Source organism: Nocardia puris, assembly GCF_003315035.1.
Lineage (GTDB): Bacteria > Actinomycetota > Actinomycetes > Mycobacteriales > Mycobacteriaceae > Nocardia > Nocardia puris.
Genome location: NZ_QNRE01000015.1, coordinates 119,878 through 142,491, shown reverse-complemented (window position 1 = coordinate 142,491; position 22,614 = coordinate 119,878). Strand labels below are relative to the sequence as shown.

The following is a 22,614-nucleotide window of genomic DNA, read 5'->3' as shown; positions in this document are numbered from 1 at the left end:
GCTAGGACAGGTCCAGGTGTCGGTTCATCGCCATCGCCGCGTCGGCGAGCTCGGGCAGCTCAATGACGGTGACACCAGCCTCGCGGAGTTTCTCGACGCCGATGCAGTTCTCGACGAAGGTCGCAGGTTCGCGCCATGCGATGACGACGGTCGGGATCCCGGCGGCCAGGATGCGGTCGGTGCAGGGGAGCCGGTCCTTGCTGCCGCGGGTGGAGCATGGTTCGAGGCTGGAGTAGATCGTGGCCTGGGCCAGGCGTGGGTCGGCGGGGTCGAGCTTGTTCAGTGCGGCTTCCTCGGCGTGGACCTTGGGGTCGGTCTCGCGGGAGTAGCCGGTAGCGACTTCTTCGCTGTCGACCACGATGACCGCGCCGACCGCGAACGCGCTCGCAACCTGCGGGCATCGGCCGGCGAGGGCGATCGCGCGCCGCATCCAGTGATCGTGGTCGGTGGCGGTCACGTCAGTCACGGGAGGCTGGTTTCTTTGGGGCGGTAGGTCAGCAGTGCGACATCGCCGATCTGCTCGACACTGGCGAGGTGGAAGCGCCGAGTGGATCCACCAGGGAATGCTGCCGGGCTGACGAAGCGCGGCGCGCCCTGGTCGCCGACGAGGACGGGGCCGAGTGCCAGGTGCAGCTCGTCGACCAGGCCCGCCGACAGCAGAGCCGTATGAAGGTGTGTGCCGCCTTCGACCATCAACCGTTCGATGCCGAGGCCACCGAGGTGATCGAGCAGTGCGGTGAAGTCGATGGCCGGCCCGAGATCGACGACCTCTGCCAGATCGCCTAGGCGCTCCTTCAGCGCGGTGGCGGCTGAGGTCACGGTGAAGACCAGGGGTGGGTAGTCCTCGACGCCGTGGTGCCAGAACTTCGCGTCGGGGTCGAGGTCTCCGCTGGCGGTCACGGTCACCTTGCGCGGTTGTGCCGGTTTCCCGGCGGCGAGCCGGTCGGCCTGCAGGGCTGGGTCTTTCACAATCAGGCGGGGGTTGTCGGCGCGGAGTGTTCCCGCGCCGATCATGATCGCGTCGACGCCGGCGCGGACGCGGTCGACGCGGGCGAAGTCGGCGGGGTTGGACAGCAGTAGCCGGTCGGGGCTGGTGTCGTCGATGTATCCATCGAGACTGGTCGCGACCGAATGCAGGACGTAGGGCCGGGTCATGCGCGCACCGCCCAGTGGTCAGTGGCGCCGAGGAAGGCCTGGATGTCGGGGTCGACGCTGTCAGGGTCCATCGCTTCCCGCAGGTGCTGCACCGGTGCCAGGACCCGCATCGATCGGGTGGCCAGGCCGGTCCGCATCGCTTCGAGGCTGGCTCTCGCCGCAGCCGCCGAGTCACCGGCGGCGGCATAGGCGAGCCCGAGACGGCCGCGGTAGAGGCCACGGTCGCGGGCGTAGCTGTCCGACATCGCGGCGATCGCGGACTCGAACCGTGAGATCGCGGTGCGGGGGCGGCCCAGCACCAGGTGCGCGGTGGCTTCGTGGATGTCGATGTAGGCGTCGTCGAGGAAGAATCCCCAGTCCGCGTCCGGATCGGCCGCCGCGGCGAGCTCACGTGCCCGTTCGAACCCGCACGCACTGGAATAGGCGTCACGCAGCAGGGCGTGGCCCCAGGCCGCGAACAACGTGGCCACGGCGCCGAAGCGTGTTCCCGGCGGTGCGTGGGTGACCGCGGCCGCCGCACTGTCCACGGCACCCTGGCCGTCGCCCTGGTCGCAGGCGATCTGTGATTTGCGGATCGAGACGAGGGAAATGCAGGCGGGGTCGTTGAGTTCGAGCGCCCAGTTGGTGGCCTTCTCTGCCCATGCTCTGGCCCCGTCCCAGTCGCGTGCGTCTTGGTGCAGCCAGGAGACGCTTTCGCCGTAGAGCACGCGCAGTCGCTGCAATTCGCGGCTGTCAGCGGCCCTTCGGTCGCGAAGCCGGCCGATCTCGGCGAGCGCGGTTTCCATGCGTGGCAAGACCGAACCGCTGCCGTGAAGGTTGTCGCGAGTGATCATTTCCAGCCATTCGGTGCGGAAATGTTCGACCCAATCGGCAGGTGTTTTCGCAACAGGCTCGGGTGCGGTCGAAATGTCGGCAGCAGACGCCGGCCCGCCGACGACCACCAGGAAGGCGGAGGCGCCGAGGCCGGTGATGACGGTGCGGCGCGGCAGATCCACAGCGTCGACCTCTCCGTCGGAGGTGCAGGCGGCAAGGACCGGCACCTGGTGGGTGTCATGGTGGACACCGGCGGTGTCGGAGATCAGCGTAGCCGGAATCGGTTGCGGCACCGAAGTTTCACCTGCCCCTGACGCGAACCCCATCAGCTTGTCGAACCGGGCCTGAACGCAGTGGGGTGAGCTGGTGAGCAGCTTGTCGAGCTCGTTGCGGTTGTCGGCGCGGATTTCGACCGTACTGTGTGGATTGGTCCAGGTCAGTACGGTCTTTTTCGTGACGCCCAATCGTCGGGCGAACTTCTCTGTCGACAGATTCAGCGCGCGAGCCAACGCGCGTACCGATTCATGGTTCCACTCGTGAACAACCGACATCGCGCCCCCGCGGTTCGATTCCTGTGTTTCTCGAAAACTACACCCCTGCAGGTCGTCTCGACGTCTTTCCGCCGTCACCGGTGAAGTGAAACTACACCGAAAGGTGTCCGGAACTCCCTCGCAACTTCTCGCGCCCGCAACGAGTCTGGATATCGGCGGCTCTGGACCCGGTGGACGCGCGAATCCTCCCGTCAGCGGATCTGAGTACACCCCCCGGTACTCATCGATCGACCCGGGCCGAGCCGCCCCTTACCGCATTGGAGGGCGCGATGTATTCCTCACCGCCTCGGCCGCTGGTCCGGACCGAGAGGACCTTCGAGTGCGCATCCATCGACACCGTGGACCTGAGTTTCGGCGAGGCGACCTCGGTGCTGACCGCGCACGCCACCCATGAACCGCGCTGCCCGGTGTATGAGGCCGCGATGCGGCGGGTCTCGACCGACCTGGGGTGATCGAGTTCGTCATCGAGACGAGGGCCGTCCCCTGTGCCGCCATCCACCACCAGAACCGCAACCTCATCAGCAAGGATTCTCGTTGAAAACCGATACACCGCTCTCGTCGACACCGGATCGTGTCGCGGCTTTGATCACCGCGCTGGAATCCCTCGATCTGGCCCGAGTCAGTGATTGGGGGAGCGAGATCGTGGCCCGGACGCGCCGCGGTGGCCGTCTGCTGGTCCTCGGCAACGGTGGTTCGGCGGCCCAGGCCCAGCATCTGGTCGCTGAGCTCGTCGTCCGGTTCGAGACCGACCGCGCGCCGCTGCCGGCGATCGCGTTGTGCGCGGACTCTGCGGTGACGACTGCGGCGGGCAACGATCTGGGGTTCGAGGAGGTGTTCGCGCGCCAGGTCCGCGCCCACGCCCGCCCAGGCGACATCCTGCTGGTGCTGTCGACGTCGGGGCGCAGTCCCAACGTGGTGGCCGCGGTCGCCGCCGCGCAGGACCTGGGCGTGAGCACCTGGGCGCTGACCGGGCCCGCCGGGTCGCCGGTGTCGCAGATGTGCGACGAGGTGATCACGGTGCCCGCGGCGCTGACCGCGACGGTGCAGGAATGCCATCTGGCGATTGCGCACATCCTGTGCGAGGCGGTCGACAAGTCCAGCGCCCCGGTGCTCGCCGCGAGCGATCAGGGCCCGACGCCGGTGAACCTCGGCGGCGAGCCCGCGCTCGCGTCGCCCGCGGGTGCGCGGCGACGGCCGCGGCGTCCGGGTGGTGGGCACTTGGTGGTGGTCGGGGATGTGCTGGCCGACTGCGACTGGGTCGGTGAGGTCACCCGGGTGTCGCCGGAGGCGCCGGTGCCGGTGCTGTCGGCACCGACGCGGCAGTGGCGCGCTGGCGGGGCCGGGATGGCCGCGGTGCTCGCGGCGGAGGACGGTTGGACGGTCACCCTGATCGCGGCCTGGCCCGCCGACAAGGTCGCCTCCCGGATACAGGGTCTGCTGCGGGCGGCCGGGGTCCGGCTGGTCGAGCTGGGGACCGGCGGGCCGATGCCGGTGAAGGTGAGGCTGCGGGCGGGCGGGCAGACGCTGCTGATGGTCGACGACACCTGCGCGGCCACACCGATCAGCGCGCCGGGCCCGCAGGCCGCAGCCGCACTGGTCGACGCGGACGGGGTCTTGGTCGCCGACTACGGCCGCGGCGTCGTGGCCATGCCCGCCGTGCGGGAGTTGCTCGCGGCCGCCGTCGGCCGGGTGCCGGTGGTGTGGGACCCGCATCCCGCCGGCGCGGCGCCGATCCCGGGGGCGAGCGTGTGCACCCCCAACGCGGCCGAGGCCGCCTGGTTCACCGGGGCGCCGGTGCGGGCGGGTGATCTGGATGCGGTGCTCGGGCAGGCACGGGAGCTCCGGACCGCGTTCGCGTGCCAGCACGTGCTGGTGTCACGCGGCGCCGGCGGTGCGGTCCTCGTCGGTCCTGACGAGACAGCCCCGCAGGTGATTCCGGCGCCACGTCGGGTCCACGGGGACAGCTGCGGTGCCGGTGACCGGCTGGCGGTAGCACTGCTGGGCGGGCTGATCCGGCGCCAGATCCCGTCGGCGGCCGCCCGGGACGCGGTCGCCGCGGCCACGGCATTCGTGGCCGGGCATCGCGGCCCGCTGCCTGGCCCGCGCCGCCCGCGCACTGTCGACGCGCTGGCCATAGCCGAGCAGGTCCGTGCCCGCGGCGGCCGCGTGGTGGCCACCGGCGGCTGCTTCGACGTGCTGCACGCCGGGCACCTCACGCTGCTGGAATCGGCGGCCGCGATGGGGGATTGCCTGATTGTGCTGCTCAACTCCGACACCTCGGTGGCACGGCTCAAAGGCCCGGCCCGACCACTGATCTCGGCACCCGACCGCGCGGCAATGCTGTCCGCACTCGGGTGCGTGGACGCGGTCATCGTCTTCGACGAGGACACTCCCGAAGCTGCGATCGCCGCTCTGCGCCCAGATGTGTGGGTCAAGGGTGGTGACTACGTGGGCGCCGAGCTCCCCGAGCGTGCCGTGGTGGAAGCCGGCGGTGGCCTGGTCGTCACCGGCCCCTACCGCGACGGAGTCTCGACCAGCGAGCTGATCGCGCGAGCGGCGGCCGGACGGGCGGTGCGGTCATGACGCGGACCGTGCTGGTGACCGGATCGGCTGGGTTCGTCGGCCGCCACAGCGCCGCAGGGCTGCACGCGGCCGGGTGGACCGTGACCGGTGTCGACCTGCAGCCTCCAATCGAGCGGGTCGCCTGGGCATCGGTGATCGATGACGCGGCGGCCGAGCCGATCCTGGACCGGATCCGGGGCGGCGAGTTCAAAGTGGTGGTGCACAACGCCGCGATCAGCGACACCCGTGCCCCCGACGATCAGCGGCTGCGCTACATCAACCGGGTGATGCCCGTGTGCGTCGCCCGCGCTTGCGCATTGTCGGGTGCCCGCCTGATCCACGCGTCCTCGGGCAGCGTCTACGGCCGGGTGCCGCACGGAATCGCTTCCCGCGAAGCCGATCCCGCTGACGCGCGCCGGTGCTCGGGACCGCTGAACCCCTACGCCCGATCCAAACTGGGCCTTGACGAGGCGCTGGTTCGCGCCGCGGCCACCCACAGCCTGGACTTCGTCGCCCTGCGCTACACCAACGTGTTCGGACCGGGCGAGCACACCAAGGGCTCGATGGCTTCAATCCTGTCCCAGGTCGTCACCACCGCCGCGACCGGCCGACCGATCCGGCTGTTCGACGACACCCTGACCGCGGCGCGCGACTACCTGCCGGTGCAGACCCTCGTCACCCGACTGCTGGCCCTGCTGGACGCCCCAGCGGTGCACGGAATCTACAACTGCGGCTCCGGGACCGCGGTCAGCTTCGCCCAGCTGCTGGACTGGTGTACCGCCTGGGCGGGCGCGCCGATCCCGCTGATCGGGGTCCCGAACCCGGCTCCGTCGGCCTACCAGTACTGGACCTGCGCGGACATGACCCGCCTACGCACCGCGCTGCCCGGGCTGGCCCCGGTGACGGTGGCCGACATCGCCGCCGCCGCCCACGCACTGTTCCTCGACGCCCGCCGCGCACCGGCGCTGCAGCCCTGATCGGAGATCCCCACCATGCCCATCGACCTCGACCTGCTCACCGGGGAGAAACTGCTGCGCCACCGCATCACCGTGCTGTCGCGGCAGCTGCGCGAATCCCCGGACCGCGAGCACCCCCAGCAGCCGCGCTTCGTCGACTACGACACCGTCCGCACCGGCGACGGCGCCACCTACGCACGCAAAAAGGTCATCCTGATGTCAGGCGGTTGCAGCGTGCCGACCTGCACGATGTGCCCGTTCACCAACTACAACAACCACGGCCACGGCCGAGACCACCTCGGTCTGCGTGAGCAGGTCGCCACCGTGCTCGAGCGCACCGACAGTGAACCCCACTACCAGATGCTGGCGCTCTACAACGACGGCAGCTTCTTCGCCCCGCGCGAGATCCCCCTGCAGGTGCAGCTCGACATCGCCACCCGGGTCGCCGCGACGGGAGTCCGGCGCCTGGTCGTGGAGTCGCTACCGCAGTTCATCACCGCCGAGACGTTGCCGCCGTTCGTCGAGGCGCTCGGCGAGGTGCAACTCGAGGTCGGGATCGGATTGCAGTCCGCGGACCGGCTGGTGCGCGAGACCCTGATCAACACCCGCGTCACCCGCGAAAGCTTCGAAGCCGCAGTGGCATTGATGCAGGCCCACGGCGTAATTCCGAAGGTGTATCTGATGATCGGACCGCCGCTACTCACCGAAGCCGAGGCGGTCACCGACGTCATCGACTCCACCGCCTACGTCGCCAAGCTCGGGATCGGCGGGGTGACACTGTGCCCGACCCGGCTGGCCCCGCACACCGTGGCCTGGTGGCTGCACGAACGCGGCCGCTACCGGCCGCCGAACCTGTGGGCGGTCGTCGACGCGGTCCGCGCCGCCCAGACCCGCGCCGCAGTGCGGGTGGCGTGCATCAACATGCGCGGCAGCGACTTCGAATCGCTGTACCCGGACTCGTGCCCGCAGTGCGCCGACACGATCGTCGACGGCCTCGTCGCCTACAGCACCAGCGGCGACATCGCTGATCTGCCGGTCGGCTGCACCTGCCGGCCCCGCATCGTCCCGGCGGTGCTCGACCACGACACCATCTTGGCCCGCGCGGCCGCCGCCCTCGTCGACGACGGGATCCACCCGTGAACCCGCCACCCGTGCACCCCATACCGGTCTCGCCGGTGCCGGGATGGATTGCCGCACAACCTGACCGGCTCGGCCCGGTCGTCGCGGTGGCCAACCCGGCCGGGGCGCCGATCGCGTATGCGCTCACCCCGGCTGCGGTGGCCGAGCTCTTCGCCGCCGAACGCGCCGGAATACTGGCGGTGCACAACACCCCTGCAGTGCACCGGCTGTTTCGGCGGGCGGTGTTCACGCTGCGAGGCCGCGAGCACGAGGACACCCGCGCCTACCTGGCCGCCGGGCTTCGCCGCAGCGCGGTCGCCACCTATCTGCCCGGCATCGCGCAGATGGCCGGCCGGCACGTCACCGCGTGGGCGGACAGACCGCGTATCGAGCTGACCGAGGTCGCCCGCGCCTACACCCTCGAGCTCTGCGTGTCGGCGATCCTGGGCGTGGACGTCGCCGATCCGGACGCGGCGCGGATCGGGGAGCTGTTCGAGCGGTTCGTCGCCGGTACCGAGACCCCGTCCGGCGCCGAGGATCTGGTCTACACCGACGCCGTGGCCGCCGCGACGGAGCTGCGGGCGGCGCTGGCGCAGTGTGCGTTGCGCGCGCAACACCAGGTGGAACCGTCGATGCTGTCGCAGCTGATGGCCGCCGCGGTGGTGCCGCCCGCAGGCCAGCTCACCGACCATCTGCTCGCGGTGCTGATCGCGGCGCGCGAGACCACCGCCGCGGCGATCACCTGGCTGCTGATCGAAACCGCCCTGCACCCACGCCTGGCCGCCGGCCTGTCTGACGAGGCCCGCGCCATCGTGGCCGCGCCCGCGCGGTTGCAAGCGCGCGACACCGCGCCCGGCCTGCGCCGACTGCTCACCGAATGCCTGCGTCTGCACCCACCCAACAGCGTTGCCACCCGCCGCGCCGAAGCATCAATCCGATTGTGCGACTACGACATTCCGGCAGGCTGGCAGGTCGCCTACAGTGCCCCAGCCACCCACCACCTGGTCGAGGTCGCCGGGCCCGACCCGGACCGGCTGGATCCGGACCGCTTCACCGGGCCCGCGGCGGCGCGGCGCGCGAGCGGGCTGCTGAGCTTCGGGCGCGGCGCGCACGCCTGCGCAGGCCGCGAGCTCGCCGAGACCGCGACCCTGCTGCTGGCCGCCACCGTGCTGGCCGACCACCACGTCACCCTCGAGCGCGCCGAACGCCCCACGGTGGCCCGCTGGCAGCCCGTGCGCACCCCGGCCGGCCCAGTCCACGCGCAGATCCGCCGCGCGGCGGTGACCCGATGAACATCGCCGACATCACCGACGCGCTGACCCGGTTCGAGCAGCAGGACGCAGGGCGACTGCATCTGATCGCCTCGGAGAACGACCTGCCCGCCGCCGCGCGCGCGGCATATCTGTCCCCGGCACTGACCCGCTACTGCTTCGGCAGTGGGGGACAACCGAATTGGGCGTGGCCGGGCCGCGAACCCCTGGCCGCCCTCGAGGACGCGACCTGCGCTGGGATCGGCGCGCTGCTGGGTGCGAGCGCGGTGAGCGTGAAACCGCTGTCGGGGCTCTCGGCGATGACGGTGGCGCTCTCGGCGCTGGCCCTGCCCAGCGCCACGGTGTTCGGCCTGGCCCAGGCCGACGGCGGCCACGGCTCCACCGAGTTCGTGACCCGCCGCCTCGGCCTGACCTGGCAGCCGCTGCCAACCTGGGGCGGCCGCATCGACACCGACGTCCTCGCGCGCCGCGTCGCGGCGGGCGCCGGGCCGGTGCTGATCTACCTCGACGCGTTCATGGCCCTGTTCCCCCACGACCTGGCCGCGATCCGGGCCGCGGTGGGGGAGCGGGCGGTGATCCACTACGACGCCTCCCACACCCTCGGCCTGATCGCGGGCGGCCAGTTCCAGGACCCTCTGGCCGAGGGCGCTGACAGTCTCGGGGGCAGCGTGCACAAGACCTGGCCGGGCCCGCCCGGCAAAGGAATCCTGGCCACCAACCACCCGGTCCTCGCGCGCCGGATCGATGAGCACGCCACCGGCTGGATCTCGCACTCCCACCCGGCCGACCTGGCCGCACTAGCGGTGTCGACGGCCTGGATGAGCGAGCACGGCCGCGACTACGCCGCCGCGGTGATCGCCAACGCCGCCACCCTCGCCGCAGGCTTGGACGGCGCGGGGATCCCGGTCTGCGCGCGCGAGGCCGGACACACCGCCTCGCATCAGGTGTGGGTCGACATCGACCCGATCTGCCCGGCCGAGACCGCCTCGGCGCGCCTGTGGGAAGCCGGGATCGTCGTCAACGCCATCGACATCCCGTATCTGCGCGCGCCCGGCCTGCGCCTGGGCGTCCAAGAACTGACATTCGGCGGGTTCGACACCGCCGCCATGGGCGAGCTGGCCGCGCTCATGGCCGACGTGCTGACCCAGCGCACCCCCGCCGCGGCCGCCGCGGTCCGGGTCGCCGACCTGCGCGCCCACTACCTGCCCGGCCCCGGCGCGGGCACCGCAGCGGACTACCTCGCACGCCTGCCCGCCGCTGACTCCAGCACCGTGAGGACCTCGTGAGCACCGACCTGACACTGTCCACCACGGGATTCCATTGGAATGAGGACTGCCGGCACTTCCAGGGCGGGCTGCCCTGCCAGCACTGGCGGGCCTGCCCCGGCTGCGGGCACTACGACCCGATGACCTACCGGGTGCTGATCGTGATGCTCAAACGCCTCGGCGACATGCTCATCGCCTCCCCGCTGCCCACCCGGATCCGAGACCAGCACCCCGGCGCACACATCACCTGGCTCGTCGGCGCGGAATCCGCGCCCATCGTGGAGATGATCGCCTGCGTGGACCGGGTCCTGGTCTGGGGTCCCGACACCGCCCAGACCGTGCTGGCCGAACGCTACGACGAGGTCCTATCGTTCGAACGCGACCCGGCTGTGGCCGGGCTCGTCCCACGTATCAGCGCTGAGCATCGCGCCGGGCTGGCCTACGGCGCCCCGCACAACGCCCTCTACCCGATCGGCGAGGCGGCGCGGCACTTCTTCGCCATGAACACCTGGAACGACTTCCGCACCCACGGCAACGACAAGACCTGGACCGAACTGTATTTCGAGGTCGCGGGCTACCCATACACCGGCGAGCCCTACCAGCTCCAGGTGCCCGAAGACGCCCGCGCCCGCGTCGCGGCCGCGCTCGCCGGCACCGGCGGCTGGATCTGCCTCAACGTCGGCGGCTCCAAACCCACCAAACAGTGGCCGGTCCAGCGCTGGATCGCGCTGGGGCGCCGGCTGCTCGACGACGGGCACCGGCTGCTGGTGACCGGCGGACCCGAAGACCGCCACGTCTGCGCGCAGATCCTGTCCGCGCTCGACACCGGCGTCGGTCGGGTCCGCCACGACCACTGGTCTCTCGCCGAGTTCGTGGCCGTGCCGGAATCGTGCGCGGTGATGGTGACCGGGGACAGCTTCGGCTTCCACCTCGCCCTCGCCCACGACCTGCCCGTCGTCGTGCTGTTCGGACCGAGCAACCCCGCCGAGGTGGTGCCCCGCCACGCCGACACCGTCACCGTACTGACCTCGAGCCTGGGGTGCTCGCCGTGCGCGCACCAGGTCACCTGCGGCGGTGTCGGAGGCTGCATGGACACCGTCACCGTGACGGACGTGCACACCGCAATCACCGACCACCTCGCCACTTCGACTGCCCCACAGGAGTTTTGACTATGGGATTCGTGCTCGGCCTCGGCGGCCCCTACCACCACGACGCCTCGGCCGCCCTGGTCCACGACGGCCGGATCGTCGCCTTCGCCGAGGAGGAACGCTTCTCCCGGCGCAAACACCACCGCGACTCCCGCAGCGCGGCCGCGGCCGCCGCGTGGTGCCTGCGCAGTGCCGGCATCGGATGGGCCGAGGTCGACGAGGTCGCCGTCGCGTGGAATCCGTCCTGGCCGCAACCGGTCGAGGAGATCACCGACGAAGCCCTGATCACCGAACTCCTCGGCCCGATCGACGATCCGGAGCGGCCGCGCCGGTGCTCGGTCGTGGCCCACCACTTGGCCCACGCCGCTTCCGCGTTCTTCCCCGCCGGGGTCGCCGACGCAGCGGTCCTGGTCGTCGACGGCTCCGGCGACGGGGTATCGACCAGCATCCACCACGGCACCCCGGCCGGGCTGCGCACGCTACGCGAATGGCCCTTCACCCAGTCGCTGGGCTGGTTCTACCAGGCCGCAACCACCCACGCCGGGCTCGGCGACTGGACCCACGCCGGCAAGCTCATGGGCTTGGCCGCCTACGGCCGCCCGGTCATCGACCTGAGCTTCCTGCGCCCAGCACGCGGCGGCTACCACCTCGACCTGTCCCGCTACGGCCTCGCACCCGCTACCGATGAAGCCGACCGCTACAGCGACTTCAGCTACTACCGCGACCTGCAGACCGCCTACGCCAAGGCCTTCACCGACGCCGGAATCCCCGCCCAGCGCGGCAGCGCCGAGGCCCACCTCGGACCCGCCGCCGACCTGGCAGCCTCCGCGCAGCTGCAGCTGCAGCGATGCATGCTCAGCCTGGCCGAGACCGCGGTGCGCACCACCGGCTCGAGCGTGCTGTGCCTAGCCGGAGGAGTCGCCCTCAACTGCACCACCAACGGGATCCTCGCGCGCACACCGGGAATCAGCGAGCTGATCGTGCAACCGGCCGCCTCGGACTCCGGGTGCGCGGTCGGCGCCGCCCTGCACGGCGCACACCGCCGCGGCGACCTGAGCGTGCCCGGCGCACGCCAGACCTTCCCGCTGTTGGGCCCCGAACACAGCAACCACGACGTCGAGGCCGCGCTGCACGAGCTCGGCGCGGTGTACTCCACCCCCGACGACATCGCAACGACCGCCGCACAACTGCTGGCCAGAGGCAAGATCATCGGCTGGCATCAAGGCCGCAGCGAAGCAGGCCCCCGCGCCCTGGGCGCCCGCAGTATCCTGGCCGACCCGCGCTCACCCCTGCGCCGCGACCGCATCAACCGCGAGATCAAACGCCGCGAATCCTGGCGCCCGCTCGCACCCAGCATGCTCGACCTCACCCGATGGACGATCACCCCGCACGGGCCCGCCGAAGCGATGATCGTCGCCCACGACGCCACAGAAGCAGCGCGCCAGCATGTGCCCGCCGTCGTCCACGCTGACGCCACCCTGCGCCCGCAACTCGTCGACCCCGCCCGCCAACCCGGCTACGCTCGACTGCTCACCGCGTTCGCCTACGAAACCGGCGTCGACGTCCTGCTCAACACCTCCTTCAACGGGCCCGGGCAACCGATCGTGGAAACCCCGGTCGACGCCTTGACGACCGCGGCCGCGCTCGGCCTGGACGCGGTGGTCATCGGCGACTACCTCATCACCCCACCCGCCGCCGACCTGCCCTGAAACACCCCTACACGCAGCGAGGACAATGACACCGTGACCACCACCGACATCACCACCACCGATCGCACCGGCCTGCCCGAGGGCGTCCAGCTCGGCGTCGGCTGTGACATCGCTGCCGACGTTGACTTCCTCGTCGACCCCGGCGCCACGATCACCGTCGGTGACCGGGTCAGCATCCGCCGCGGCACCACCGTGCAGGCCAACGCCGGCGGGCACATCATCATCGGCGACGACGTCGCGATCGGGGAGAACGTCGTCATCTCCGCCATGAACGTCATCCAGATCGGGCCCGGCGCCGGGATCTCGAACATGGTCGACATCCACGACCACAACCACCGGCCCCGCACCCACGCCACCGTCCCCGCCGGCGCGGCGATCACCCCGTGGGCCAGCGGGTTCGAAGTCGCACCCATCACCATCGGCGCCGGGGCGATCATCTCCAACAAGGTCACCATCGCCGCCGGAGTCACCATCGGTCAGAACGCCCGCGTCGGCGCCAACGCCGTCGTCACCACCAGCCTGCCGCCAGCCACAACTGCGGTCGGGAGCCCGGCCCGGGTCACCGCCCGCCACCCTGGCCCACTCGACCCTGGCCAGCCGAGAGCCGAACTTCGGATCGGCTGGTTCGGCACTTCCCTGATGGAGCACCTCGAGGCCCACAACCCGCGCCTGCACACCCAGGCCGACCTGCCCGAGATCGGCGAACACGTCGAGGTCACCGAACGCCGTCACCGCGGCTACGTCACCGCCTTGACCACGACCTGGCAGACCCTCTACCCCTGGGTCACCATCACCTCCAACAACTACGGCGAAGGGGGCGCGACCTCCCGCGACGTCCTGGCCAACCTGCGCGCCGCCATCGACGAAGGCGGCCGGTGGGACCTGGCCGTCCTCGGCGTCGGCATCAACGACGTCTGGCGCCACCACCAAGGCCGACACAGTGAAGCCGTCGATCTGCCCGAATACGAGGCAAACCTGGCCACCATGCTCGACCTGCTCGGCCAGCGAGCGCGCCGGGTCCTGGTGATCGGGGAACCGCCGATGGGCTGGGAACCCGGCATCGACGTACCCGCCGCCAACACCGACCTGCTCACCTACAACGCCGCCGCCCGCCGCGCCGCCGCGACCGCCGACGCGCACTACATCGACCTGTGGGACGAGATCGTCTACACCGCAACTTGTTTCGGCTGGGACCCGAACACCCCGGCCGCGCCCGCGTCCGGGGCGCCGAGCGTGTGGAGCGACGGCGTCCACCTCTCCGAGCATGGCGACGAACTGCTGCGCCGCATCATCGCCGACTACATCGGCGACCACCGCCTCCTCGACGGTCTGCTCACCGCAGACCGCCTCGAGCGCGCCATCGCCGACCGCGTCTACCTCCGGTGAACCCGGCTGCGCAGGCCGCCGCGGAACTCGACGCGCTGATGCTCGCACCGCGACACCCGCGCGTGGTGTTCTGCGATTGGCACGGCGTGCTGTCCCGGGCGCCCTACTGGCACAGCATCACCGAAAACCGCGACCATCCACTGCATTCGGCCCTGAACAGCGAACTCGGGCGGCTCTTCACCACCGGCAACTCCGACGGCCGCGACTGGATGTGCGGGCGCCTGAGCACCCGCGAGATCCTCACCCGCGCCACCGCGCGTCATCCCCACCTCGACGTCGACGAACTGTGCGCGAAGCTCGCCGACGACCTCACCACTACGCCTGTCGACCCAACTCTCCTGTGTGCCCTGGTCCGGGCTCGCGAACAAGCAACTGTCGTGCTGGCCACCGACAACATCAGCGACTTCGCCGCCGCCTTCAACGCCTCCTCGCTTGCACCGGAGGCAGGTGCGGACGTACCGACTCTGCAGACCGCCGCTGCTGCCTTCGACGAGCTGCTCTGCTCGAGCGCTCTCGGCGTACTCAAACGACACGATCCAACCGGATACTTCGGCCAGTGGCTCGCCGCCACCGGGCGCGGCTTCGCAGACGCGCTGCTGATCGACGACAACCCTGACAACTGCAGCGCGTTCGCCGCCGCTGGCGGCAGCATCCTGTTCGTCTCGGCCCCCATGCCAGTGGAGCCCGGTCAGTCGCGGTCCGTTCGCGGGCCGCTACCAAGCCGTTGCATCATCACGACTTCTGTCAGTGCTGAGTCGTTCGGGTAAGGGCGCCGCAATGTGGTCTTGACGTACCCGTTGCGCTCGTAGAACGTCACGGCCCGGGTGTTGGACTCCACGACATCGAGCCCGATCCAATCCACTTGAGCGTCATCGGTTGCCCAGCGGTGAACGGATGCGAGCAGCTGATCAGCCAGGCCCGAGCCGCGTGCACCAGGCCGGACATAGGCGCCCCAAACCATTGCCCATCGGGCTCCAACGGGGACCGGTACCTGCAGCTCGGGACAGACACCGTGACCTCGACCCGCTGCGCCCAACACCTCGCCACCGCCATCACCAGTGCCCACCAGCGGACCCGGGACCGGCGCCTTCGCCACCTGCACGAGACCCGCCGAGAACTACTGGCCCGCAACTGATACCACGTTCGCTTCCACCTGCGCGATGAATCCGCATCGTTCCTGCGCGGGGCAGGTGGCCGTCACAGGTCAGGACGGCCGCGATCAGCTGCACGAAATGCCGGTGCTGGTCGACGTCGGCGCAGCGCCGATGGAGGCACACGCGCTGGTGCGGGCTATCGGTCACCTCGAACCATGGTGTGCCGCAGCTGGTGTGGTGCGATGCTGCCGCGTCTGGGGCCGCGGACAAACGCGGTGGCGTCGGCGGCATCGATGATGCGCATGTGACGGGCGAGGCGGGTCAGGCGCTGGGCGGGGACTGCTCGGCGAGGACGGCCGCCGTCTCGTGCTCGGCGCCCAGCAGGGCGTAAGCGGAAGCGCTGTAGGCGAACTCACGTGCGAACTCCGCGATCAACGCGGCCCGCTCGTCGGTCGTCGGCACCATATAGCGGTCGCCACGGCTGTCAGCGGCCATGACATCCTCCCCATGGGCGGCCATATAGGGCCCCGCTGGTGGCCACCGGATTCCCCGTGGATGGCCAGATATCTCCCCAGGTGATTTGTCCTGGTTGCCGTGCGGGCAGGCTCGTGCGGCGTGAAGAGCAGTAGGGAGATCATGGAGATCTTGGAGGCGTACGACCTCACGGGTTCGTTCCGTGCGGCGGCGGCGCTGGCCGGCTGCGACCATCACACGGTCGCCCGGTATGTCGCGTTGCGGGCGGCGGGTGAGTCGCCGGTGGCGCGGCAGCATCGGGCTCGGCCGATCGATGAGTACCTGCCGAAGATCGAGGAGCTGGTGGTGCGCTCCGACGGCCGGATCCGAGCCGATGTGGTGCATCGACGGATCACGGCGATGGGGTTCACCGGTGGTGAGCGAACCACTCGGCGGGTAGTCGCCGAGGTCAAGAAGCGGTTGCGGGAAGGTCAGCGGCGGGTGTTCCGGCCGTGGATCACCGAGCCGGGTTTGTGGTTGCAGTGGGACTGGGGTGCGGGCCCGGTGATCGACGGCCGCCGAACGCAGTTGTGGTGCGCGTGGTTGGCATGGTCGCGGTTCCGGGTGGTGATTCCGGTGATGGACAAGACGTTGCCGACGGTGGTGTCGTGCCTGGACACGACACTGCGGCGGATCGGCGGGGTCCCGACCTATGCGTTGACCGACAACGAGAAGACCGTCACTGCCGATCATGTTGCTGGGATCGCGGTCCGGCACCCCGAAATCGTGGATGTCGCTAGGCATTACGGGATGACTATCGGGACCTGCGTTCCCGCGGATCCGCAGACCAAAGGCGGCTCGGAAGCGACGGTGCGGATCGCGAAAGCTGATCTGGTGCCGACCGAGACGAACTTGTTGGGCGAGTACCGCACCTTCGGCGCTTTGGAAGCTGCTTGCCGGCAGTTCTGCGACGAGGTCAACGCTCGAGAACATCGCGAGACCCGGCGGCGGCCGGTCGAGGCGTTGGCCGAGGAACGCACCCGGCTGCATCCGGTGCCGAAGACACCGTTCACGGTGTCGTTCGGAACGACCCGGCGGGTGAACTGGGATGCGACGGTTTCGGTTGAGGGAGTGCGGTATTCGGTGCCGCATCACCTGGTCGACACCCGTGTCTGGGTCCGTTTCCATGGCGATGAACTGATCGTTACCACCGTCGGCGACACCGGCCCGGCCGAAGTCGCCCGTCACCAACGGTCGACACCAGGGAATCCGTCGATCAACCCCGACCACTACCCACCCAGGCCGGAACATCACCAGGACCGCAAACCCCGGCCGGGCAACGCCGAGGAAACCGCGTTCCTGCTGCTCGGCGACGGCGCCGCCGCCTGGCTGACCGAGGCTGCTGCCGCCGGAACCCGCAGGATCCGGGCGAAGATGGCCGAAGCGGTCACCCTGGCCAAACTCCACCCGCCAGAGGAAGTCGACCGGGCACTCGGGATCGCTGCGATCGCGGGACGTTTCGCCGAGAACGACCTGATCCGGATCCTGACCCACAACCTCGGCCGCGACCACGCCGAACCGACCCGCGCGACCGAGAACCACAGCCTGCAACCGGGCACCTCGGCCTGGTCGAACTTCGGCATGCCCACTACGAACCCCGAAAGCGATCACTGATGTCTGCCCCCTTGCGCGTTACCGGCCCGACCGGCGACCCGCTCGCCGAAGCTATCGCGCTCACCAAACGCCTGAAACTGCCCTATCTGCGGCGCGCGTTGACCGACCTGGTCCCGACCGCGAAAGCGCAACGCTGGGACCCCGCTGAAGTCGTCCGGGTCCTTCTCGCCGAGGAAGCCGCAGGTCGTGACGCCACGAACCTGCGGACCCGCCGCAAACGCGCCGGGTTCCCGGCCGGCAAGACCTTCGGGGATTGGGACGAGGGCGCCTCGTCGATCCCGCGGCCGACCCAGGATGCGTTGAAAACCCTGGAATGGGTGCGGAACAAAGAGAACCTCTGCATCTGCGGGCCTTCCGGGACCGGGAAGAGCCACTTCTGCGAAGCACTCGGCCAGGCCGCGGTCGAGGCCGGGCTCACTGTCGCCTGGTTCACCATCGAAGACCTCGGGGCGCTGATGCGGCGCCACCGCGTCGACGACTCGGTCTCCCGCGCGATCACCCGCTTGATCCGCACCGACCTGATCATCATCGACGATATCGGGCTTCTCCCCGTCTCACCGGATGCCGCCGAGGGGTTCTACCGGCTCGTCGACGCAGCCTACGAACGCCGAGCACTCGCCGTCTCGTCGAACCTACACCCCTCAGGCTTCGACGAGATCATGCCGAAAACGCTCGCCACCGCCACGGTCGACCGACTCCTGCACCACGCACACGTCGTCGTCACCGACGGCGACAGCTACCGCCTCGCTCAAGCCACCAACGGCGAGGGGGTGAAGCCACTGCGCTGACCCGGTGGGGAAATATCTGGCCACCGTTGGGGACAACCAACTGGCCACCAGCGGGGACGATTACCGGCCGCCCGCGGGGAGAACCCACTGGCCATTGACACACGGCTGTATCGCATCGGGCGCGAGACGCCGGATGATGCTGCCATCAGGGCTGATTCGGAGCTCTCCTGCGCGTGGATGAGGGTAGTCGGTGGGCACGGTCGGCCAGGTGTCGGTATCGCGAAGGTCGTCCAGTTTCGGGCGTCGGCTGGAGCGGGTGGGGTGTCGCTGTGGTAGCGCAACCCGAGCAGGGCCGAACCGGCCCGCCGCAGGCCGGTCAGTTCTGTGCAATACATATACGGGCTGGTTCTTTGTGTCATCGTGCTCAGCTGCTCACGGGACGGGCGCGTGAACCCCGCGCCCAGCCAGCGGTGTTCGAGCGGGCGGACCGAGCTGAGCTCAGCGAGAGAATTGAGATCCACGTCCGTCAGGGTAAAGCTGTGTATCGCTTCTACGCGGAGGCGAAACCGCCGACACGCTCGCAATGAATAGCTTGAACAACATCAGCCCACTGAGCCTGGATCCACCGGTGACTCTCGGTGGTGTTTGGTGGGTTGAGCCCGGTCTTCCGGCAGGGGCGTGTTGCTGGCTTCGAATCCAGCCGACGTCGTTTCCCATTTCAGTGTGGAGTACATGCCGCGACTCGGTGCCCAGCCAATTTGGTCATGATCACCTGATTCGCCTCCCAGCCATCAGGGAACTTGGCGGGCACGCCCAGATGCACGGGCTCGGCGGAGGGATGACTGTCGAGCAGGTCGACAATCCCTTCCCGCGCGACAACGATGCACGCCTGCCGATGCCGGGAGGTGAGCACGCACAACCGTCCGGCTTCGAGGTGGAATGCGGTTGCGTCGCGGCGTCCGGATAGGGGGTGGACCACGATCGTCAGTTCGAATTCGCGGCCCTGCAACCTGTTCGCCGTGTTGACCGCGACCTCGGCTGCGTGCGGGTTGCCGGTGCGATTCAGGGCGAGGCGGACGAGGTCTGCTTGGTCGCGGTGGGCGACGCCGATGGCGATGTCGGTAGCGGACAGTTCGCGGCCGTCTGGGTGGTGTTCGCAGGTGGCGACCGCGCCGCGGTCGAGGACGCGGGCGGCGAGATTCGCTGCGGCCTGGATGGTTTCGCCGTCGGTGCGGGGGACGTGGCGACGTGGGAGTTCGTGGAGGGCCCACCCGGTGGCGAAGGCGGTGGCGAGGGTTTCGTCCAGTTCGGTGTTGCCGAGTGCTCTGGTGCGGAAGTGCATGGATCGGGTACCGGGCCCGGTGCCGGCTGTGAAGGGTGTGAACGGGTAGAACGCATCGGCGATAGTCGGGGCGGCGGTGGCGGGCAGTCGCCAGGACACCGGCAACGTATGGACCGGCGTAGTCGGGTTGTGGTCGAGCATGACCGTCACCCCGTTCACGGTGGGGTCGTGCGGGAGGCCGATCCAGCGTTCGGTGCCGACCATGGTGAACGGGTCCAATTGTCCGGGGTCGCCGACGAACAGTCCGCGATCGAAGCGTTCCACGATCTGCAACAGGGTGTCCGAACGCATCTGGTAGGACTCGTCGAGAATCGCCCACCGGAACCGGCCGTCGCGCACGGTCGCCCATTTGGCGGCTGTGCCGACAACGATTTTGCAGCCGGACAGGTCGGCCAAAGTCTTCCCCACTGTCGACGCCACACCCACAGCACGCGGCGGGGTGTAGGTGCTGCCGGACAGTCGGCCGATCGTCAGGTTCGGGTGTTGGTCGGCCAGGCGCAGGATCATGTCGTCAACCTGATTGTTGGTCTGTGCCACCACGATCGGGCGTTCGTCGTGGTCGAGGAGGTGTCCGGCGGCGCGGACCACCAGGGTGCTCTTTCCGGCGCCGGGCGGGGAGTCCACGACGATGGCTCGGTGGTCGCCGGCCAGGTCGGCCAGGATCGATGTGGTGGCGTGCTCGGCGGCGGCTGCCGCGTTCGTGTAGTCAGTCATCATCGCCCCACTCCTCCGCGGTGGCGTCGTCGGGAACTACGCCGTCGGAGTCCGAGAGGTCGGCGTTGGTGTGGGTCCAGGGGAGGTCTGCCCAGTCCGGGAACACCGGGTCGGGTCGCCAGCCTGGGTTGGGCAGGTAGGCGACGGACCGCCCGAGTTCGGGAATAGCCTCTGGTTTCGGGGTTTTCGCGGTGCCCATGCCGGCGATGACCTCGATAGTGACCACGCTGGCGGAGCTGTCGAGTTCGGTGGACACGATCGTGGCTTTGTGCCCGGCGGGCATGTGGGGGCTGATGAGCTCGGTGCCGTCGGCGAGCCGCGTCGGATCCAAGGTACGGATGGTGACCAGCGGCCTCAGGACTCGCCGGCCCTTGTCGCTGCGGACGACACGGTCGGGTTCGGTATCGATCACTTCTCCGGCGAACGCTTCGCCGATGCTGCGGAGGTCCGCGAGCACGAACGGATCGTCCAGGGCGGCATCGGTCTGGTAGTCCGCCAGCGCGCGCTCGAGCCGAGCCAGCCGCCGGGCCGCAGCGACAGCGCCGTCGCGGGTCGGTTGGGGCAATGCGGTGCCGGAGTCCTGGGCATCGGAGAAGCTGGTGAATCGAGCACAGTCACCGGCGAATCGTTTTGAGGCGCGGGGCGCTTCGGGCAGGCCTCTCAGCAGCGCAATTGCCTCCCACATCATCCGCCATGTCGGTTTGATCTGTTCGTTGATCAGTTCCCGCAGCTCTGTCTGCGCGGCTGCCAGCGCCACAGTGTCACCGGCGGCGCGTGCGGTGTCGAGGTCCTTGATCGCGGGCGCGAGGTGCGTGTTGTCGAAGTACGGATCAGTCGCCGGCCCGGCGGGCGGGCATACCGTCGGGTTCTCCGCGTCGAGCAATGCTTGTTCGACGCTCGTCCCCGGTGGTGGCGCTATCCAGGCCATCAGCGCGGCCAGGTTCTGGTCCTCGAAGCTGCTCTGCCCGGTCGCCCAGTGTTCGGTGAGCAGGTCGGTGACCGACATCAGCATCGAGGTGCCGGCTTGTTCGGCCGAATCGGCCAGGAAGGTCAACCATCGGCCCAGCTCAGGGACACCGTCGGGAACCGGGTAGTCGCCGGTGGTGTCGCGGAACCTGCAGGCGCGGCCCAGGTCGGCCAAGAACTTGATGCCACCGCGGTTCGGAACCAGGATCTGCGGGGCGTCGGTGTAGAACGTCCGCGTCTCACCGCTGCGGGTGCGGCTGTCGTGGCGGTCAATGCGACAGAAGTTGATGTGGCCCATGATTTTTCGGCCCAGGTCTGCGGCGAAGACGAAACGCTGGACCCGGTCACGGGGTTGTCCGACCACGAGCAGCGTCGGCGCGTGTTTGGCGTCGCCCACGATCGCGGCCAGTGGCGCTCCTGCCTCACCCGCCATGGTCAGCGGCACCACCACCAGTGGGCGAGGGGACAGCCGCCGATGCTGGAACTTGGTGATCGCCACTGCTCGCATGCTGTCCATCGCTTCCAGGCGGGCGAGCGCGGACACACGGCTCATCACGCACCTCCGGCGTCGGCGGCGGTCACTTCGCCGCGCAGCCGGGCCGCATGCCGCAACGCAGCGGCGATCTCGACCTGGTCGGGGGCCGGGATCAGTTCACCACGTGCCAGACCCAATGCCATTGTGGCGGTATCGATCCCGCCGAACTGTTCACGCACAGCCGAGCCCAGGACATCCAGGGACGCGCTCTCGCGGGCTCGGGAACGGCAGAAGCGCGCCATCTCGCAATGGCTTAAGCATTCCGGGCGGTAGTTCGCCGGGACTGCCTCCAATGCCTCCACAAGCTTGTCGACCGGGCGTCGCGGCTCACCGTCACTGCCGACTCCCAGGTCGAAGGTCAAGCCTTCCGGGAGCTGGTCGACCAGGTCGACGACCTTCTCAATCCGCCTCAGCTGGCGAGCGAGGTTGCGGACCTGTTTGCACGCGTCGACCGTCGCGCCGACGGCGCGGTTGCTGAAGTTCTTCGGCGCCACCAGCACGACCGTGTCCGCCACCGCGTCCGGTTCGATCCCGTGCTCGGCGAACATCGCGCGCAGCGCGATGATGTACGCGGCGGCCTGAGTCGTCGCCGAGCGCAGCAGCGCCGGGTTCGCCTGCCCGTCGATGATCGGGAAACTCTTGATCTCCACGATGTAGAACTTGCCGCGGACCCGGAAGGCGACGAGGTCCGGTTCGAGGAAGACCGGGTACCCTCCCACGACCAACCGCAACATCGGGTGGTCAAACAGGGTGCCCTCGATCTCACCGCGTGCCACCCCGACGAGCTGCTGGCAGGTCTTGGCGTGGCGGACAGAGGGCGTGGCGTCGCCGGCGACCTCGTTGAGGTCGGCGTGCCCGACCTCTGTCGGGTCGAGTTCCAGCGTCTCGCGCAGAATGCGGAGCAATTCGGCGCCACCGTTCGCCTTGACCATCGCCTCGAACGAGTTGCCGCGGGTGATGGCGAAGACGGACTGCCCGTAGGTGGTCGGGTATCCGGCGTGGGCGGCGATCGCGCTCTTGTCCGAGCCCGACGCGTCCAGGACCGCGCGCAGCGCGCAGCGCGGATTGTTCTCGAGTGCCGCGAGGGATCGAGCGTTGTAGGGCAGGCGGGCCGCGGATCCGCGCAGCACGTCGAGCCTCTTGTCGGGGGCTACCTTCACAGGATTCGGTTTC

Annotated in this window: 20 protein-coding genes; 12 read left to right on the top strand and 8 right to left on the bottom strand. The window is 69.5% G+C overall.

The genetic code is table 11. From position 1 onward, the window contains the following. Nucleotide 1: 1 nt before the first annotated feature. The 3 genes from DFR74_RS28910 to DFR74_RS28900 are packed head-to-tail and all read right to left on the bottom strand — an operon-like array spanning nt 2 to nt 2,597. The gene (locus tag DFR74_RS28910; protein ID WP_232331745.1) at nt 2–457 is read right to left on the bottom strand and encodes a deaminase; all 456 of its coding nucleotides are present in this window, start codon (nt 455–457) and stop codon (nt 2–4) included. A 5-nt stretch (nt 458–462) separates the two neighbouring features. Next, nucleotides 463–1,155, bottom strand: a complete 693-nt coding sequence (locus DFR74_RS28905; RefSeq protein WP_067509148.1) for a RibD family protein — start codon at nt 1,153–1,155, stop codon at nt 463–465. Then, entirely contained in the window at nt 1,152–2,597 is a 1,446-nt protein-coding gene (locus DFR74_RS28900) for a helix-turn-helix domain-containing protein (protein WP_147265971.1), read from the bottom strand. Before DFR74_RS28900 ends, DFR74_RS28905 begins: the two co-directional genes overlap by 4 nt. 191 nt (nt 2,598–2,788) lie before the next feature. On the opposite strand from DFR74_RS28900, the gene DFR74_RS36310 reads away from it, so the two are divergent. The 10 genes from DFR74_RS36310 (at nt 2,789) to DFR74_RS35640 (ending at nt 14,702) form a co-directional block, all read left to right on the top strand. Further along, nucleotides 2,789–2,971, top strand: a complete 183-nt coding sequence (locus tag DFR74_RS36310; RefSeq protein WP_157115831.1) for a hypothetical protein — start codon at nt 2,789–2,791, stop codon at nt 2,969–2,971. A gap of 82 nt (nt 2,972–3,053) precedes the next feature. Next, nucleotides 3,054–5,102, top strand: a complete 2,049-nt coding sequence (locus DFR74_RS28890) for a PfkB family carbohydrate kinase (RefSeq protein WP_232331746.1) — start codon at nt 3,054–3,056, stop codon at nt 5,100–5,102. Next, nucleotides 5,099–6,058 (top strand): NAD-dependent epimerase/dehydratase family protein, encoded by a 960-nt coding sequence (locus DFR74_RS28885; RefSeq protein WP_067509154.1) that lies wholly within the window; start codon nt 5,099–5,101, stop codon nt 6,056–6,058. The genes DFR74_RS28890 and DFR74_RS28885 overlap by 4 nt, the downstream gene beginning before the upstream one ends. 15 nt (nt 6,059–6,073) lie before the next feature. Further along, the gene (locus DFR74_RS28880; protein ID WP_067509156.1) at nt 6,074–7,177 is read left to right on the top strand and encodes a hypothetical protein; all 1,104 of its coding nucleotides are present in this window, start codon (nt 6,074–6,076) and stop codon (nt 7,175–7,177) included. Beyond that, nucleotides 7,174–8,448 (top strand): cytochrome P450, encoded by a 1,275-nt coding sequence (locus DFR74_RS28875; RefSeq protein WP_067509158.1) that lies wholly within the window; start codon nt 7,174–7,176, stop codon nt 8,446–8,448. The genes DFR74_RS28880 and DFR74_RS28875 overlap by 4 nt, the downstream gene beginning before the upstream one ends. Then, on the top strand, nt 8,445–9,713 hold the full coding sequence (locus DFR74_RS28870) for a PLP-dependent aminotransferase family protein (RefSeq protein WP_067509161.1): 1,269 nt from the start codon (nt 8,445–8,447) through the stop codon (nt 9,711–9,713). The genes DFR74_RS28875 and DFR74_RS28870 overlap by 4 nt, the downstream gene beginning before the upstream one ends. Further along, nucleotides 9,710–10,861 (top strand): glycosyltransferase family 9 protein, encoded by a 1,152-nt coding sequence (locus tag DFR74_RS28865; protein WP_113975340.1) that lies wholly within the window; start codon nt 9,710–9,712, stop codon nt 10,859–10,861. The genes DFR74_RS28870 and DFR74_RS28865 overlap by 4 nt, the downstream gene beginning before the upstream one ends. A 2-nt stretch (nt 10,862–10,863) precedes the next feature. After that, complete coding sequence (locus DFR74_RS28860; protein ID WP_084537623.1) at nt 10,864–12,549, top strand: carbamoyltransferase family protein; 1,686 nt, start codon at nt 10,864–10,866, stop codon at nt 12,547–12,549. A gap of 33 nt (nt 12,550–12,582) precedes the next feature. Next, a complete protein-coding gene (locus DFR74_RS37865) occupies nt 12,583–13,935 on the top strand; it encodes a DUF459 domain-containing protein (protein ID WP_067509167.1) in 1,353 nt (450 codons plus the stop codon). Then, a complete protein-coding gene (locus tag DFR74_RS35640; protein ID WP_067509169.1) occupies nt 13,932–14,702 on the top strand; it encodes a hypothetical protein in 771 nt (256 codons plus the stop codon). Before DFR74_RS37865 ends, DFR74_RS35640 begins: the two co-directional genes overlap by 4 nt. On the opposite strand, the gene DFR74_RS38100 is transcribed toward DFR74_RS35640, so the two are convergent. Continuing rightward, nucleotides 14,624–14,974, bottom strand: a complete 351-nt coding sequence (locus tag DFR74_RS38100) for a GNAT family N-acetyltransferase (protein WP_411720277.1) — start codon at nt 14,972–14,974, stop codon at nt 14,624–14,626. The genes DFR74_RS35640 and DFR74_RS38100 overlap by 79 nt on opposite strands. Before the next feature lie 376 nt (nt 14,975–15,350). Next, a complete protein-coding gene (locus DFR74_RS36305) occupies nt 15,351–15,524 on the bottom strand; it encodes a hypothetical protein (RefSeq protein WP_157115832.1) in 174 nt (57 codons plus the stop codon). A 120-nt stretch (nt 15,525–15,644) separates the two neighbouring features. Here DFR74_RS36305 and istA point away from each other — a divergent pair, with 120 nt between their 5' ends. Continuing rightward, nucleotides 15,645–17,156, top strand: coding sequence for an IS21 family transposase (gene istA / locus DFR74_RS28840; protein ID WP_067509173.1), 1,512 nt, complete (start codon nt 15,645–15,647; stop codon nt 17,154–17,156). After that, nucleotides 17,156–17,944 carry an IS21-like element helper ATPase IstB gene (gene istB / locus DFR74_RS28835; RefSeq protein ID WP_067509175.1) on the top strand — a complete coding sequence of 263 codons (789 nt, stop codon included), beginning with the start codon at nt 17,156–17,158 and terminating at the stop codon, nt 17,942–17,944. Before istA ends, istB begins: the two co-directional genes overlap by 1 nt. A 658-nt stretch (nt 17,945–18,602) precedes the next feature. Here the strand turns inward: istB and DFR74_RS28830 are convergent. Genes DFR74_RS28830 through DFR74_RS28820 form a run of 3 tightly spaced genes read right to left on the bottom strand, consistent with a single transcriptional unit; the run spans nt 18,603 to nt 22,601 of the window. Beyond that, nucleotides 18,603–19,943 carry an AAA domain-containing protein gene (locus DFR74_RS28830; RefSeq protein ID WP_067509177.1) on the bottom strand — a complete coding sequence of 447 codons (1,341 nt, stop codon included), beginning with the start codon at nt 19,941–19,943 and terminating at the stop codon, nt 18,603–18,605. Further along, nucleotides 19,933–21,459 carry a hypothetical protein gene (locus DFR74_RS28825; protein WP_067509180.1) on the bottom strand — a complete coding sequence of 509 codons (1,527 nt, stop codon included), beginning with the start codon at nt 21,457–21,459 and terminating at the stop codon, nt 19,933–19,935. Before DFR74_RS28825 ends, DFR74_RS28830 begins: the two co-directional genes overlap by 11 nt. After that, nucleotides 21,459–22,601 carry a hypothetical protein gene (locus tag DFR74_RS28820; RefSeq protein ID WP_067509182.1) on the bottom strand — a complete coding sequence of 381 codons (1,143 nt, stop codon included), beginning with the start codon at nt 22,599–22,601 and terminating at the stop codon, nt 21,459–21,461. The genes DFR74_RS28825 and DFR74_RS28820 overlap by 1 nt, the downstream gene beginning before the upstream one ends. Nucleotides 22,602–22,614 lie beyond the last annotated feature (13 nt).